The 12,433-nt window shown below is 59.8% G+C and carries 11 protein-coding genes; 1 reads left to right on the top strand and 10 read right to left on the bottom strand.

The window, feature by feature from the left end:
• Positions 1-34: 34 nt before the first annotated feature.
• From H4W29_RS11950 to H4W29_RS11985, 8 genes are all read right to left on the bottom strand, one after another.
• Positions 35-208 (bottom strand): DUF1328 domain-containing protein, encoded by a 174-nt coding sequence (locus tag H4W29_RS11950; RefSeq protein WP_192729092.1) that lies wholly within the window; start codon positions 206-208, stop codon positions 35-37.
• Positions 209-412: 204 nt separating this feature from the next.
• Complete coding sequence (locus H4W29_RS11955) at positions 413-1,519, bottom strand: helix-turn-helix transcriptional regulator (protein WP_192729093.1); 1,107 nt, start codon at positions 1,517-1,519, stop codon at positions 413-415.
• Positions 1,520-1,704: 185 nt separating this feature from the next.
• Complete coding sequence (locus H4W29_RS11960) at positions 1,705-3,132, bottom strand: gamma-aminobutyraldehyde dehydrogenase (RefSeq protein WP_192729094.1); 1,428 nt, start codon at positions 3,130-3,132, stop codon at positions 1,705-1,707.
• A gap of 60 nt (positions 3,133-3,192) precedes the next feature.
• Positions 3,193-4,008 carry an ABC transporter permease gene (locus tag H4W29_RS11965; RefSeq protein ID WP_192729095.1) on the bottom strand — a complete coding sequence of 272 codons (816 nt, stop codon included), beginning with the start codon at positions 4,006-4,008 and terminating at the stop codon, positions 3,193-3,195.
• A complete protein-coding gene (locus H4W29_RS11970; protein WP_192729096.1) occupies positions 3,998-4,960 on the bottom strand; it encodes an ABC transporter permease in 963 nt (320 codons plus the stop codon). The genes H4W29_RS11965 and H4W29_RS11970 overlap by 11 nt, the downstream gene beginning before the upstream one ends.
• Positions 4,957-5,943, bottom strand: coding sequence for an ABC transporter ATP-binding protein (locus tag H4W29_RS11975; RefSeq protein ID WP_192729097.1), 987 nt, complete (start codon positions 5,941-5,943; stop codon positions 4,957-4,959). The genes H4W29_RS11970 and H4W29_RS11975 overlap by 4 nt, the downstream gene beginning before the upstream one ends.
• A gap of 204 nt (positions 5,944-6,147) precedes the next feature.
• Positions 6,148-7,308 (bottom strand): ABC transporter substrate-binding protein, encoded by a 1,161-nt coding sequence (locus H4W29_RS11980; protein WP_192729098.1) that lies wholly within the window; start codon positions 7,306-7,308, stop codon positions 6,148-6,150.
• A 120-nt stretch (positions 7,309-7,428) separates the two neighbouring features.
• The gene (locus H4W29_RS11985) at positions 7,429-8,337 is read right to left on the bottom strand and encodes a LysR family transcriptional regulator (protein WP_192729099.1); all 909 of its coding nucleotides are present in this window, start codon (positions 8,335-8,337) and stop codon (positions 7,429-7,431) included.
• Between the two features lie 179 nt (positions 8,338-8,516).
• Here H4W29_RS11985 and H4W29_RS11990 point away from each other — a divergent pair, with 179 nt between their 5' ends.
• Entirely contained in the window at positions 8,517-9,239 is a 723-nt protein-coding gene (locus H4W29_RS11990; protein WP_192729100.1) for a hypothetical protein, read from the top strand.
• 109 nt (positions 9,240-9,348) lie between these two features.
• On the opposite strand, the gene lysS is transcribed toward H4W29_RS11990, so the two are convergent.
• Positions 9,349-10,845: a lysine--tRNA ligase gene (lysS, locus tag H4W29_RS11995; protein WP_192729101.1), complete on the bottom strand. Its 1,497-nt coding sequence runs from the start codon at positions 10,843-10,845 to the stop codon at positions 9,349-9,351.
• Positions 10,846-10,867: 22 nt separating this feature from the next.
• Positions 10,868-12,322 (bottom strand): glutamate--tRNA ligase, encoded by a 1,455-nt coding sequence (gene gltX / locus H4W29_RS12000; protein ID WP_192729102.1) that lies wholly within the window; start codon positions 12,320-12,322, stop codon positions 10,868-10,870.
• Positions 12,323-12,433 lie beyond the last annotated feature (111 nt).

Here is a 12,433-nt window from a genome sequence, read left to right on the forward strand (position 1 = left end):
ACGGGAGGCGCAAGCACTGCCGCCACACCATTCGTCAGAAGATGGCCTGTCCTGCCATCAAGGCCAGGATGAGGAAGACCAGGAAGATGACGAGGAAAATACCGAAAAGTACGCGGGCGATCGTCGCGGTCGCTGCGGAGATGCCGGAGAAGCCGAAAAAGCCGGCGACGATCGAAATTACCAGAAATATCAGAGCCCATTTCAACATGGATATCTTCCTTCCGTGGTTGCCGGAGAAAGACGCGCCAAAGCTGATTTTGTTCCAAATCATTATATGAACGCTGCTCCTTAGAAGCGCACTGCGTTGGATCGCCGGATCGACCCTGCCATCATCGTCTACGTGGCACTCGACATGATATGGGAAAGCAGCATTGAGCCGCTTGCGCTTTATGGTCTGGCTTAATGATCAAGCCTAGATTTTCAGGCTCGAGAGCAGCGAGATAAGCTGGGACTGGCGCTGCGTGCCAGTCTTGGCGAGAACCTTCTTCACGTAACCGCGCGTCGTCTCATAGGTCAGGCCGGATATTTCGGCGATCTGGCGCGGTGACGAACCATCCATCAGAAGGCGCGCTACCGTCGTTTCCTGTGGAGTGAGCGAAAAGAGCCGGCGCAGCAGATCGCGGCTCGGCGCCGCGCGTTCGGAGAGATCCGTGATGATGGCGACGGCGGCGGAATGCGAGAAGAGTTCGGCAGGTACTCCGTTCAGCCGCTGGCCACGGATTATCAGCGGCGCCTTTCCCGGGCGGGAAAACAGAACCGGCGTGGAGACGGCCGGATTGGTGAAAGGCTCTTTCGAAAGGATCGCCTGCAGATGGCGGCGCAGGAGCCCGGTCTCTTCCTGGCTGAAAGCAACGAGCTCCCGATCGACAATCCGGATGCTGTCATCGAGCAGCGTCTCCGCCCGCTGGTTCAGCCGGGTGATGCGGCCAAAACGGTCGAAGAAGACCACGGCAGTGCCGGCAAGCTCAAATGCCTCGCTCATGCTGTCGATCTTGGCGATATGCAGCGCGCGGATGATTTCGGCTGCGGCGGTCAGTTTCGACTGCATCTTTACGAGCACGCGCTCGTCATCGCGATCGAAAGGCTGGTCTTGAATCCGGCGCTGCAGGTTGAGGCTCAGCATCGTATCACCGGAGGTGAAGCCCACCATGGCGGAGTAGCGGAAGCGGAAGCGGGCCAGGAACTCTGTGTAGAAGCTCTCGTGCTTGAATTCTTCCTCGCCGGCAATGTCGTGTTCGATGATGACCCCCTTGGCCATCGCAACCGCCAAGCCGCGTTCGCGGAAGTCGCGCTTGTACCATTCCTCGTCAAAATAGACCTGGAAGGCCTCCAGCAGGTTCGGGGTGGTCAGGAAGCCGGCGGGGAATTTGCCCCGCACCGGCATGATATGTGTTCCGACGGAACCCGTAGCGCGACTGATCCGCTCCAGCGTGCGCTCCCAGCTTGCCGGCACCAGAGCGGATTCCAGCAATCCGTCCAGGGCCGTTTCGAGCTCGGAGATGTCGATGCGGGTCGCCATGGATAAGTAATGCCTGACCGATTTCCTTGATCCAATAAAGAATCATGTTTATCGCGGGTTGCCATATATAGCGAAACGGCAATTCCACGTTCAGAAATAGTATCTGCAGTTGTATTGTGACAAGGTGACAAAAGTCACTGATGGCAGCAGTGACTTTTGAAGAAGTTCCATGAGTCTTTGTTCAACTATCCGTGATTGATCATCACATGGCGGACAGCCGTATAATCTTCCAGGGCATAGGCAGACAGGTCCTTGCCGTAGCCTGATTGCTTCAGGCCACCATGCGGCATCTCGTTGACCAGCATGAAATGTGTGTTGATCCAGGTGCAGCCATATTGCAAGCGAGCTGCGGTCTTCATGCCGCGGCTGACATCCTTGGTCCAGACGGAGGAAGCGAGGCCGTAATCGCTGTCGTTTGCCCAGATCACCGCATCGTCGACATCGGTGAAGCGGGTAACAGAGACGACGGGACCGAAAACTTCGCGGCGGACGATTTCATCTTCCTGCGTGGCACCTACAACGACTGTCGGCGCGAAGAAGAAGCCCTTGTCACCCGAGGCCTTGCCGCCGGTCGTGATTTCCATGTGCCTGTGTTCGGAGGCGCGGGTGACGAAGCTTTCGACACGATCGCGCTGGCGCTTTGAAATCAGCGGGCCGATTTCGTTTTGCGTGTCGTCGGCCTGGTTAAAGCGAATGCTGGAGACGGCTGAGGTCAGGTCGGCGACGAAATTGTCATAGACCTTCGCATCGGCATAGATGCGGCAGGCGGCGGTGCAGTCCTGACCTGCATTGTAGTAACCGAAGGTGCGGATGCCGGCGACGACGGCATCGATATCGGCATCATCGAAGACAATGACCGGCGCCTTGCCGCCAAGTTCCAGATGGGTGCGCTTGACGGTCTTGGCAGCTGCCTGCAGCACCTTTTTGCCGGTCGCGATGTCGCCGGTGATCGACACCATATTGATTTTCGGATGGTTGATCAGCGTGTTGCCGACGCTCTCGCCGCGCCCGAGGATGACATTGACCACACCCTCAGGGAGAATATCGGAAAGCAGCTTTGCCATCTTGAGCGCGGTCAGCGGCGTCTGTTCGGACGGCTTGAAGACGACGGTATTGCCGCCGGCGATGGCGGGCGCCAGCTTCCATGCCATCATCATCAATGGATAGTTCCACGGTGCAATCGAGCCGACAATGCCGATCGGGTCACGGCGGATCATCGAGGTGTGTCCGGGAAGATATTCGCCGGCGACCGGTCCATGCAGGTTGCGCACCGCGCCGGCAAAGAAGCGGTAGCAATCGACAATGGCCGGGATTTCATCATTCAGCACGGCATTGATCGGTTTGCCGCAGTTCAGCGCTTCGAGCGTCGCAAAGCCCTGTGCGTCCTTTTCTATGGCATCGGCGATTTTCAACAGATAGGCGGAGCGTTCGGATGGCGTCGTCTGCGACCAGGCGACAAAGGCCTTCTCCGCCGCATCCACGGCGGCATCGATCTGGCCGAGCGAGGCTTCGGGTAGGTTCAGCACGGTCTCGCCCGTTTTCGGGTTCAGGATGTGCTCTTCTGTTTCTGTGCCGGTCTCGAAGCGGGAACCGATCAGCATTTGCGTGTCCATGGGTGTCTCCCCTGTGGTTGATCGAGTGGGATGCGGAGGGGGCTCCGCATTCACTCCGGATTATTTGCCGGCGCCGGCGATCTGATCGCCGTCGCGTGTGAGGTAATAGGCCGCCAGGATCGGCAGGAAGGTGACGAGCACGACGACCATCGCGACCACGTTGGTGACCGGGCGCTGGCGCGGGCGGATCAGTTCTTCGAGCATCCAGATCGGCAGGGTGGATTGCTGCCCGCCGGTGAAGGTCGTGACGATGACCTCGTCGAAGGACAGGGCGAAGGCGAGCATGCCGCCGGCGAGAAGCGCTGTACCGATATTCGGCAGGATGACATGGCGGAATGTCTGGAAACCGTCGGCGCCGAGATCCATCGAGGCTTCGATCAGGGAGCCTGACGTGCGCCGGAAGCGGGCGACGGCGTTATTGTAGACGACAACGACGCAGAAGGTGGCGTGACCGAGCACGATCGTCCAGACCGAGAAGGGAATGTCGAACAGGCTGAAGGCGGAGCGAAGTGCAATGCCGGTGATGATGCCGGGAAGCGCGATCGGCAGAATGACGAGCAGCGAGATCGCTTCCCGGCCGAAGAATTTCGTCTGGCTGACGGCGGCAGCGCAAAGCGTGCCGAGGATCAGTGCAATCACGGTTGCGATACAGGCAACCTGCAGGGAGAGGCCAAGTGCCGACCAGACATCCGGCCGGTTCCAGGCGATGCTGAACCATTGCAGCGTCAAGCCGGGCGGCGGCCATTGATAGCTCTTCTCCTCCGTCGTGAAGGCGTAGACAAAGATCAGCAGAATCGGCAGATGCAGGAAGAGCAGGCCGCCGGCCGCGGCGATCTTCAGGACGAGGGGTGATTTCTGTCCGCGGTCAGAGCGCATCGAAGGCTCCCATGCGTTTGGCGAGCCAGAGATAGATCGCCATGATGACGATCGGCACGACGGAGAATGCGGCGGCAAGCGGCACGTTGCCGGCCGTTCCCTGCTGGGTATAGACAGCCTGGCCGATGAACAGGCGTGAGGAGCCGATGATCTGCGGGATGATGTAGTCACCCAGGGTCAGCGAGAAGGTGAAGATCGAACCGGCGACGATGCCGGGCAGCGCCAGCGGGAAAAGCACGGTGCGGAATGTCTGGCGCGGCGTGGCGCCGAGGTCGGCGGACGCTTCGATGAGGTTGCCGGGCACGCGTTCAAGCGCTGCCTGCGTCGGCAGTATCATATAGGGCAGCCAGATATAGACGAAGACGATGAAAGTGCCGAGATAGCTGACGGAGAGCGAATTGCCGCCGACAACAGGCAAAGCGAGGACACCGTCGAGAAGCCAGGAAAGATGGAGCTTGTCGAAGAGCCAGGTGAGGATGCCTTCCTTGGCGAGGATCAGCTTCCAGGCATAGATCTTGACGAGATAGCTCGACCAGAGCGGCAGCATGACACCAAGGTAAAACAGGGCCTTCCATTTTCCTTGCGCATAGCGGGCGGCGTAGTAGGCAATCGGGAAGGCGATGACCGCGGAGGCCACCGTCACCAGCGCCGCCATCAGGACGCTTCTGACGATGATGTCGAAATTGCCGGGGCTCAGGAGCTGGGCATAGGTATCGAGGGTGAATTCGTGGTTCACCATCCCCGAGAAGTCATCGATCGAGAAAAAACTCTGCAGCAGAAGCGCGATCAGCGAGCCGATATAGATGATGCCGAGCCAGAGCAGCGGCGGGGTCAGCATCAGGAACAGAAGCAGTTTCGGGTGACGCCAGAAGCTATCCGACAGGCGGCCGAAGAAACCGCCGCGGCGCGGCAGGATCGAGGTTTCCGCCTTGATCATCGCCAGAGCCGTCATGCCGCATCATCCATGTAATGCACGTCGCCCTGCTGCCACACGAGGCGGATGGCGGTGCCGATATCGGGGATGTTGCTGCCGGCCGGCAGCATGACATGCAGGCGCGATCCCCTGATATCGACGGTAAGCCGGGTCGCCGCGCCGAGGAAACTGGCATTCTCGACCCTGGCTTCGACGCCATCGGTGGCGAGGTGAATTGCCTCGGGACGCAGGCTCGCCCAGCGCTTCTCGCCGCCAAGGGCCGTCATGACGTCAGGGGAAATGACATTGGACGAGCCGACGAAATCGGCGACGAAGCGGGTCTTCGGACGGCGGTAGATATCCTGCGGCGTACCCTGCTGGACGATGCTCCCGTTGTTGAAGACCGCAACGCGGTCGGCCATCGAGAGCGCTTCACCCTGATCGTGGGTGACGAAGATGAAGGTGATGCCGAGCGCGCGCTGCAGGCTCTTCAGCTCTTCCTGCATCTGCTCGCGCAGCTTCAGGTCCAGAGCACCTAGGGGTTCATCGAGCAGGAGCACTCGGGGCTTGTTGACGAGTGCACGGGCGAGCGCCACGCGCTGCCGCTGGCCGCCGGAAAGCTGCCCGGGGCGGCGGCTGCCATAGCCCGGCAGTTTTACCAGTTCCAGCGTCTTTTCAGCCTCTTTGATCCGCTCCGCCTTGCCGACGCCCTTGACCATCAGTCCGTAGGCCACGTTGTCGAGGATATCGAGATGCGGGAAGAGCGCGTAATCCTGAAAGACGGTGTTGACGTTGCGGCGATAGGGCGGAACACCTTCGGCTGTTTCGCCGAAGATTTCGATATGTCCCGATGTCGGCTGTTCGAAGCCCGCAACCAGCCGCAGGCAGGTGGTCTTGCCGGAACCGGACGGGCCGAGCATGGCGAAGAACTCGCCGGGTACAATTTCGAGATCGACGCCATCGACAGCGCGCACCGCGCCGAAATGGCGAGAAACCTTCTGGAAACGGACAGCGGACGTCATGGGGGCTCCGGAACTGTATTATCTGAGAGAGGCTTTGATCTTCAAAAAAGACCCCGCCCCAAACCCCTCCCCACAAGGGGGAGGGGCTTAACCTGCGGCGCCCACTCTCAGACCTTTCGGCGTTTCAGCAGGAATGCGGCGGTGCCACTCCGGCCCTCCGCTATTGGAGGGGCTGGGAAGGCAGTTGCGTGGATTAGCCTGGCGTTACCGCCCGCCGATCACGCCGATATAATCCGATACCCAGCGATGATAGGGCACGCATTCGCTCTCGCTGGCGCATTTGGCGACCGGCGTCTTCCAGAACTTGATCTTGTCGAAGTGATCGTAGCCGTTGGTGTTGCAGCCGGCGTCGGTCAGCAGTTCATTGCCCTTGCAGGCGGCCGGAACGGAGGGCACGGCGCCGAACCAGGCGGCGGCATCACCCTGGACTTTGGCCTTGAGGGAATGTTCCATCCACATATAGGCGCAGTTCGGATGTTCGCTGTCAGTATGCAGCATGGTCGTGTCGGCCCAGCCGGTGACGCCTTCCTCGGGGAAGGTGGAGGCGATCTTCTGCTTGTCGGCCTGCAGCAGATTGACCTGGAACGGCCAGGAACCGGAGGCGACGACACCTTCGTTCTTGAAGTCGTCGACCTGGATCATCGCATCGTGCCAGTAGCGCGAGACGATCTTGCGCTGGCCGCGCAGCAGGTCGAGAGCGGCCTTGTACTGGTCCTCGTTGAGCTCATAGGGATCCTTGATGCCGAGATCGGGCTTGTGCGCCATGAGATACAGAGCAGCATCGGCGATGTAGATCGGGCCGTCATAGGCCTGCACTCGGCCCTTGTTGGACTTACCATCAGGAAGGTTCTGTTCGTCGAAGACGATGTTCCAACTCGTCGGCGCCTTATCCTTGAAGGTATCGGTATTATACATCAGCACGTTCGGTCCCCAGAGATAGGGGACCCCGTAGTGGACGCCGTTCACCGTATTCCAGGGCGCATTCTGCAGGCGCTCGTCGACAGTCTTGAAGCTCGGGATGAGGTCGGTGTTGATCGGCTGGACACGCTTGCCGGCAACGAGACGCAGCGACGCGTCACCCGAGGCGGTGACGAGGTCGAAGCCACCTTCGTTCATCAGGGCGACCATTTCATCCGAGGTGGCGGCGGTCTTTACGGAAACCTTGCAGCCGGTTTCCTTCTCGAAGTCGGTGACCCAGTCGTAATTCTTGTCGGTTTCACCGCGCTCGATATAACCGGCCCAGGCGACGATACTGACGGCGCCTTCCCCCTTGCCCAATTCCTTCAGCGGTTCGGCAGCGACAACCTGCGTCGCGAAGCTCAGACTTGCGAGCGCAGCAGTGCACGATTTCAGAAGATGCTTCATCGTCTGTCTCCCGGTTCGGTGCCGCTTTTGCGGCGTTTTGTTCCCGGAAGAAAAGGTGACGCGGAAAGGCCGGTTTCGCAAATTCATTTATCAGAAAGGCGATATCGGAAATTCCGATATCTAGCGGGATCGTCCCGATCGCATGTTCTCGGCGATAGCCACGAAATCGCGTGCCGCCTGCGGTAGGCTGGAGCCCTTGCGCCAGACCATGCCGACCTGCACGACAGGAAGGGCGCCGGAGACATCGCGGCTTTCGATACGGTCGCCTTCCAGCGACCAGGGACGGTAAACGAGGTCGGGCAGCAGCGCGACGCCGGCGCCGGTCGCAACCAGGCTGCGCACGGCTTCGACAGAGCGGGTGCGGAAGGCGACATGCGGGCGGGCGCCGAGTGCGGTCAGCAGTTTGCCGGTATTCTCCTCGATTTCATCCACCGTCAGCATGATCAGAGGCTCGCGGGCGATATCGGCGATGGAAATGATATCCGCAGAAACCAGCGGATGTCCCATCGGCAGCCAGAGGCGATAGGGGGAGGTTTCCAGGATTTCGGCCTGCAGGGCCATGCGATCACGCAGATTTGAAATCACCATGACGGCGACATCCAGCTCGCCGCCAATCAGCAGGTGTTCGAGGTAACTGCCATTGTCCTCGATGGCGCTGACCTCCACACCTGGGCAGGCGCGGCGATAGCGGGCCAGCAGGTCCGAGAGCACATAGCCTGCAACGAGCGAGGTGACGCCGATATTGAGCGTGCCGGAGGGTATGTTTTCCTGGCCGGAAAAGCTGGTGCGGGCGTCGGAGACGGTTGCCAGGATTTTCGTGGCGTGACGCAGGAACTGGTGGCCGTTGTGGGTGATCGAGAGCCCGCGTGGATGACGCTCGAACAATACGACGCCAAGGTCGTTTTCGAGTTCCTTCAGCGCCTCCGTTATCGAGGATTGGGAGATCGACAGGTTCTGAGCGGCGCGCGTGACCGAGCCCTGTTCGGCAACGGCGACGAAATATTGAATCTGGCGAAGCGTGAAGGCCATGGCAATTTAGAGCATGTGCTTGAGCGATCTGGCAAGCTTGGGAACGGCTGGACCTTTTTTGGTATTTATTCAATTCGAGACAAAGTCGGGCGGCCCACTTAAAGATTCAGAAACGTCATTTCCCTAGCTTAACAGTCACTTGTATTGCGTTGGAGTTTTCAGATGGCGGAGCAGTTGGCGTGAAGGCCTTACTGCGCATATTCCGGCCTTCCCGGAAATTGGCTTTGATCATCGGTGGTAGCGCCCTGTTAGCGGGCGTTTCCGGCGGTGCTGCGGTCTATGTCGGTAAAGACAGGCTGCTTGGTGACGAGGAAGCCGCCAATGGCGTGGCCTGCACCGACGTCAATCTGGTGACGATCAAGAAGCAGGATCACGTCTGGGTCCGCAAATATATCAAGACTGAACCTGTCGACGGCATGACGCGCATCAAGACGGCGTTGCGTGTCGCCCAGGCCGTTTATGAGGCGCAGAAGCCCGACCTCGTGCAGGTCGTCGTCCTCGACGAGAATGGTCCGACCCTGCGCTCGGATATTCGTGGCCGGGCGATCGGTGCCGATGTGGTCTATATTCCGCATCCCGACAAGATGGTCGAAGGGCTCGACGACAAGCCCTATACGGCCCGTTATTATGACGGCACGGCGAGTGAGCAGGGCCTCTTCTACGGCGAGCGCATCGAATTGCCGGACGATCGGATCGCAGCGCTGAATGCGAGCCTCAGGGATCCAGCCGATTGCATCGATCCTGTTGCCGTTGCCTCCACCAAGAAAGAGAGCAAGAAGCCGGCTGGTAGCACAGAGCCGAAGGAAGCCGAGGAACCTTCTGCTCAAGAACAGGCTGCCAAGGATGCAGCTGCTCCGGGAGAAGCCCCCGCAGACGTACCGCCGGCCAAGAGCGGGCACTAGTTCCGAAAACTATCAGGCCACCGGCCTGATAGTTTTCTCTATCAATGAGGCATCGCAAAACGGAGCGTCCTTTCGGGCGCTCCGTTTTTTATTCAAAACAATCTGTTTCTTAGTCGGCCTTATTACGGCGGGCCGGGAAGAGGATCACGTCGCGGATCGACGGTGCGTTGGTGAGCAGCATGATCAGGCGGTCGACGCCGATGCCGAGACCGCCGGCGGGCGGCATGCCCTGGTCGATCGCATCGAGGAATTCCTCGTCGAGCTGCTTTTCCTTTTCGCCGCGGGCATGGGCCTGTTCGAGCTGCTCGACCATACGGCGGCGCTGCTCTTCCGGATCGTTGAGTTCGGAGAAGGCGTTGCCGAGTTCCCAGGCGTTGCAATAGGTCTCGAAACGTTCGACGAGGCGCGGCTCGCCCGGCACTTCCTTGGCGAAGGGGGATATATCCTTCGGGAAGTGGGTAACGTGCGAGGGCTGGATCAGCGTCTGCTCGACCTTCTCTTCGAAGATGAAGGCGAGGCATTCCCCCCAGGTCCAGTCCTTCTCCACTTCGAAGCCGGCAGCCTTGGCGGCGGCGCGAGCTTCCTCGTCGGTTTTGATTGCCAGGAAGTCGATGCCGGTCACTTCCTTGACTGCGTCAGGCATCGGAACGCGCTTGAACGGTCCCTTGAACGACATGGTCTTGTCGCCGAAGGGGAATTCGGTCGTGCCGTGGATCGAGAGCGCCAGGCTCTCGAACAGCCGCTCGACGAGGTCCATGATGTCCTCGTAATCGGCATAAGCCCAGTAGCACTCCATCATCGTGAATTCCGGATTGTGCCGAGTGGAGACGCCTTCGTTGCGGAAGTTGCGGTTGATCTCGAACACCTTGTCGGTCAGGCCGGAGACCAGCGTGCGCTTCAGGAACAGTTCCGGCGCGATGCGCAGGTACATGTCGAGCTTCAGCGTGTTGTGATGCGTCTTGAACGGCTCGGCGGTTGCGCCGCCGTAGACCGAATGCAGCATCGGCGTTTCGACTTCCATGAAGCCGTCATTTTCCATGAAGCGACGGATGCCGGAGAGGATCTTCGAGCGCTGCTGGAAGCGGAGCTTCGATTCCTCGTTGGTCATGATATCGAGATGGCGCTTGCGGTAGCGCAGCTCGATATCGGAGAGGCCGTGCCACTTTTCGGGCATCGGCAGCAGCGACTTGGTGAGCATCTCGATCTTCTGGGCATTGATCGTCAGTTCACCGCGCTTGGTGCGGCGCACGATGCCGGTCACACCGATAATGTCGCCGATATCGATCATCGGCAGGAGCGCGCGCGCTTCTTCCGGGGTCGTGTCCTTGTGGCTGAAAATCTGGATCTTGCCGCCGGCGTCATGGATGTCCATGAACATGCCGGAGTTGCGCGACGAGTAGACACGGCCGGCAACGGTCACGACATCCTGTGTCTCGACGTCGGGTTCCAGGCCCTCGTATTTCGCGGCCAGTTCGGCATTGGTCATCGTGCGGTGGAAATGCGCCGGATAGACGTCGCCGATCTGCTCGCGCAGCAGCTTCAGCTTCTGGGCGCGCACTTCCGTTGCGTCGGAGGAAAGGGCGCTTTCGGTCTTGTTGTCAGCCATTGTCGAATTCCTCTGACAGTTCTTACTTCGAGCCGACGAGGGCGGCGACCGCCTGCGAGGCGAGCTTCAGGCGCTGGCGCACGACCGAACGGCCGAGGATCGCCATGGAATCGAAGAGCGGCAGCGAGCGCGACGAGCCGGAGACGGCAACGAAGAGCGGGGCTACTACGACCTTCAGTTTCTTGCCCATGCGGTCGGCGATGGCACGCAATTCGGCTTCGATCGTCTCGACATTCCATTCCATGATCTTTTCGAGATCCGGCTGAACGGTGTTGAGGATCTCGAGGATCTCTTCCGGCGGCGACTTGATCTTGGCGAAATCGGACGGCTGCAGGCCGAGATCGGACTTCAGCAGGAAGCCTGCGAGATCGGGCAGTTCGCCGAGCTTGGAAATGCGCGTCTGCGACAGGCGCAAGCCCGCCATAAGGCGATCGTTTTCCATCGCCCATGTCAGCACGCGGGCGCGGAAGTCCTCTTCCGACAGCTTTTCGCGGATCCAGCGGCCGTTCAGCCAGTCGAGTTTCTGGATGTCAAAGATCGCGCCGGCCTTGGAAAGGTTTTCCGGGTCGAACTTTTCAGAGAGTTCGTCCATCGTCAGCAGTTCTTCGCCTTCGGAGATCTGGATGAAGAACAGGCCGAGGAAATTCATCAGCGCTTCGGGGATATAGCCGAGCGCGGAATAATAGGAGATGGAGGTCGGGTTCTTGCGCTTCGACAGCTTCGACTTGTCTGCATTTCGCATCAGCGACAGATGCATGAACACCGGCTGGTCCCAGCCGAAATAGCGATAGAGCAGAATGTGCTTCGGCACGGATGCCAGCCACTCTTCGCCGCGCGCGACATGGGTGATCTTCATCAGATGGTCGTCGATGACGTTGGCCATATGATAGGTCGGCATGCCGTCAGCCTTGATCAGGACCTGCATGTCGACGGAATCCCACGGGATCGACACGTCGCCATAGACGCCGTCGGTGAAGTCGCACGAGCCCTCGGTCGGGATTTTCATGCGGATGACGGTGGTTTCGCCGGCTGCCATGCGCGAGGTGACTTCCTCGGCCTTAAGCGTCAGGCAAAGACCATCGTATTTCGGCGGCTTGCCGGCGGCGCGCTGGCTCTCGCGCATCTGCTCAAGCCGCTCGGGCGTGCAGAAACAGCGGAAGGCATGGCCCTTGTCCAGCAGTTCCTGGGCGTAGGGCTGGTACATGTCCTTGCGGTCGGACTGGCGATAGGGGCCATAGGGGCCGCCGATATCGGGGCCTTCCTTCCATTCCAGCCCACACCATTTCAGCGCATCCAGCACCTTGGTCTCGAATTCCGGGGTCGATCGTGTCGCATCGGTATCTTCGATGCGCAGGATGAACTCGCCGCCGTGCTTCTTGGCAAAGAGATAGTTGAAGAGAGCGATGTAAGCGGTGCCGACATGCGGCTCGCCAGTCGGCGAGGGAGCGATGCGGACGCGGACGCCGGAAGCTGTCATTTTATGTGCCCGTCAATGAAAGCCGAGCGGCTTTTCAATGAAAGCGACGTCCGGCCTGGAGAATGCAGATATCTATCGGAAATCGGCCGGAGGAGGGCGTCTGCCCGCATA

The organism is Rhizobium viscosum (assembly GCF_014873945.1).
In the GTDB taxonomy this organism is placed as follows: domain Bacteria; phylum Pseudomonadota; class Alphaproteobacteria; order Rhizobiales; family Rhizobiaceae; genus Rhizobium; species Rhizobium viscosum.

What these genes read in the sequence shown, in the direction of transcription:
- H4W29_RS11960 (WP_192729094.1), bottom strand. Translation starts at nt 3,132, where the DNA reads ATGGACACGCAAATGCTGATCGGTTCCCGCTTCGAGACCGGCACAGAA.
- H4W29_RS11950 (WP_192729092.1), bottom strand. Translation starts at nt 208, where the DNA reads ATGTTGAAATGGGCTCTGATATTTCTGGTAATTTCGATCGTCGCCGGC.
- H4W29_RS11975 (WP_192729097.1), bottom strand. Translation starts at nt 5,943, where the DNA reads ATGACGTCCGCTGTCCGTTTCCAGAAGGTTTCTCGCCATTTCGGCGCG.
- gltX (WP_192729102.1), bottom strand. Translation starts at nt 12,322, where the DNA reads ATGACAGCTTCCGGCGTCCGCGTCCGCATCGCTCCCTCGCCGACTGGC.
- H4W29_RS11955 (WP_192729093.1), bottom strand. Translation starts at nt 1,519, where the DNA reads ATGGCGACCCGCATCGACATCTCCGAGCTCGAAACGGCCCTGGACGGA.
- lysS (WP_192729101.1), bottom strand. Translation starts at nt 10,845, where the DNA reads ATGGCTGACAACAAGACCGAAAGCGCCCTTTCCTCCGACGCAACGGAA.
- H4W29_RS11980 (WP_192729098.1), bottom strand. Translation starts at nt 7,308, where the DNA reads ATGAAGCATCTTCTGAAATCGTGCACTGCTGCGCTCGCAAGTCTGAGC.
- H4W29_RS11985 (WP_192729099.1), bottom strand. Translation starts at nt 8,337, where the DNA reads ATGGCCTTCACGCTTCGCCAGATTCAATATTTCGTCGCCGTTGCCGAA.
- H4W29_RS11970 (WP_192729096.1), bottom strand. Translation starts at nt 4,960, where the DNA reads ATGACGGCTCTGGCGATGATCAAGGCGGAAACCTCGATCCTGCCGCGC.
- H4W29_RS11965 (WP_192729095.1), bottom strand. Translation starts at nt 4,008, where the DNA reads ATGCGCTCTGACCGCGGACAGAAATCACCCCTCGTCCTGAAGATCGCC.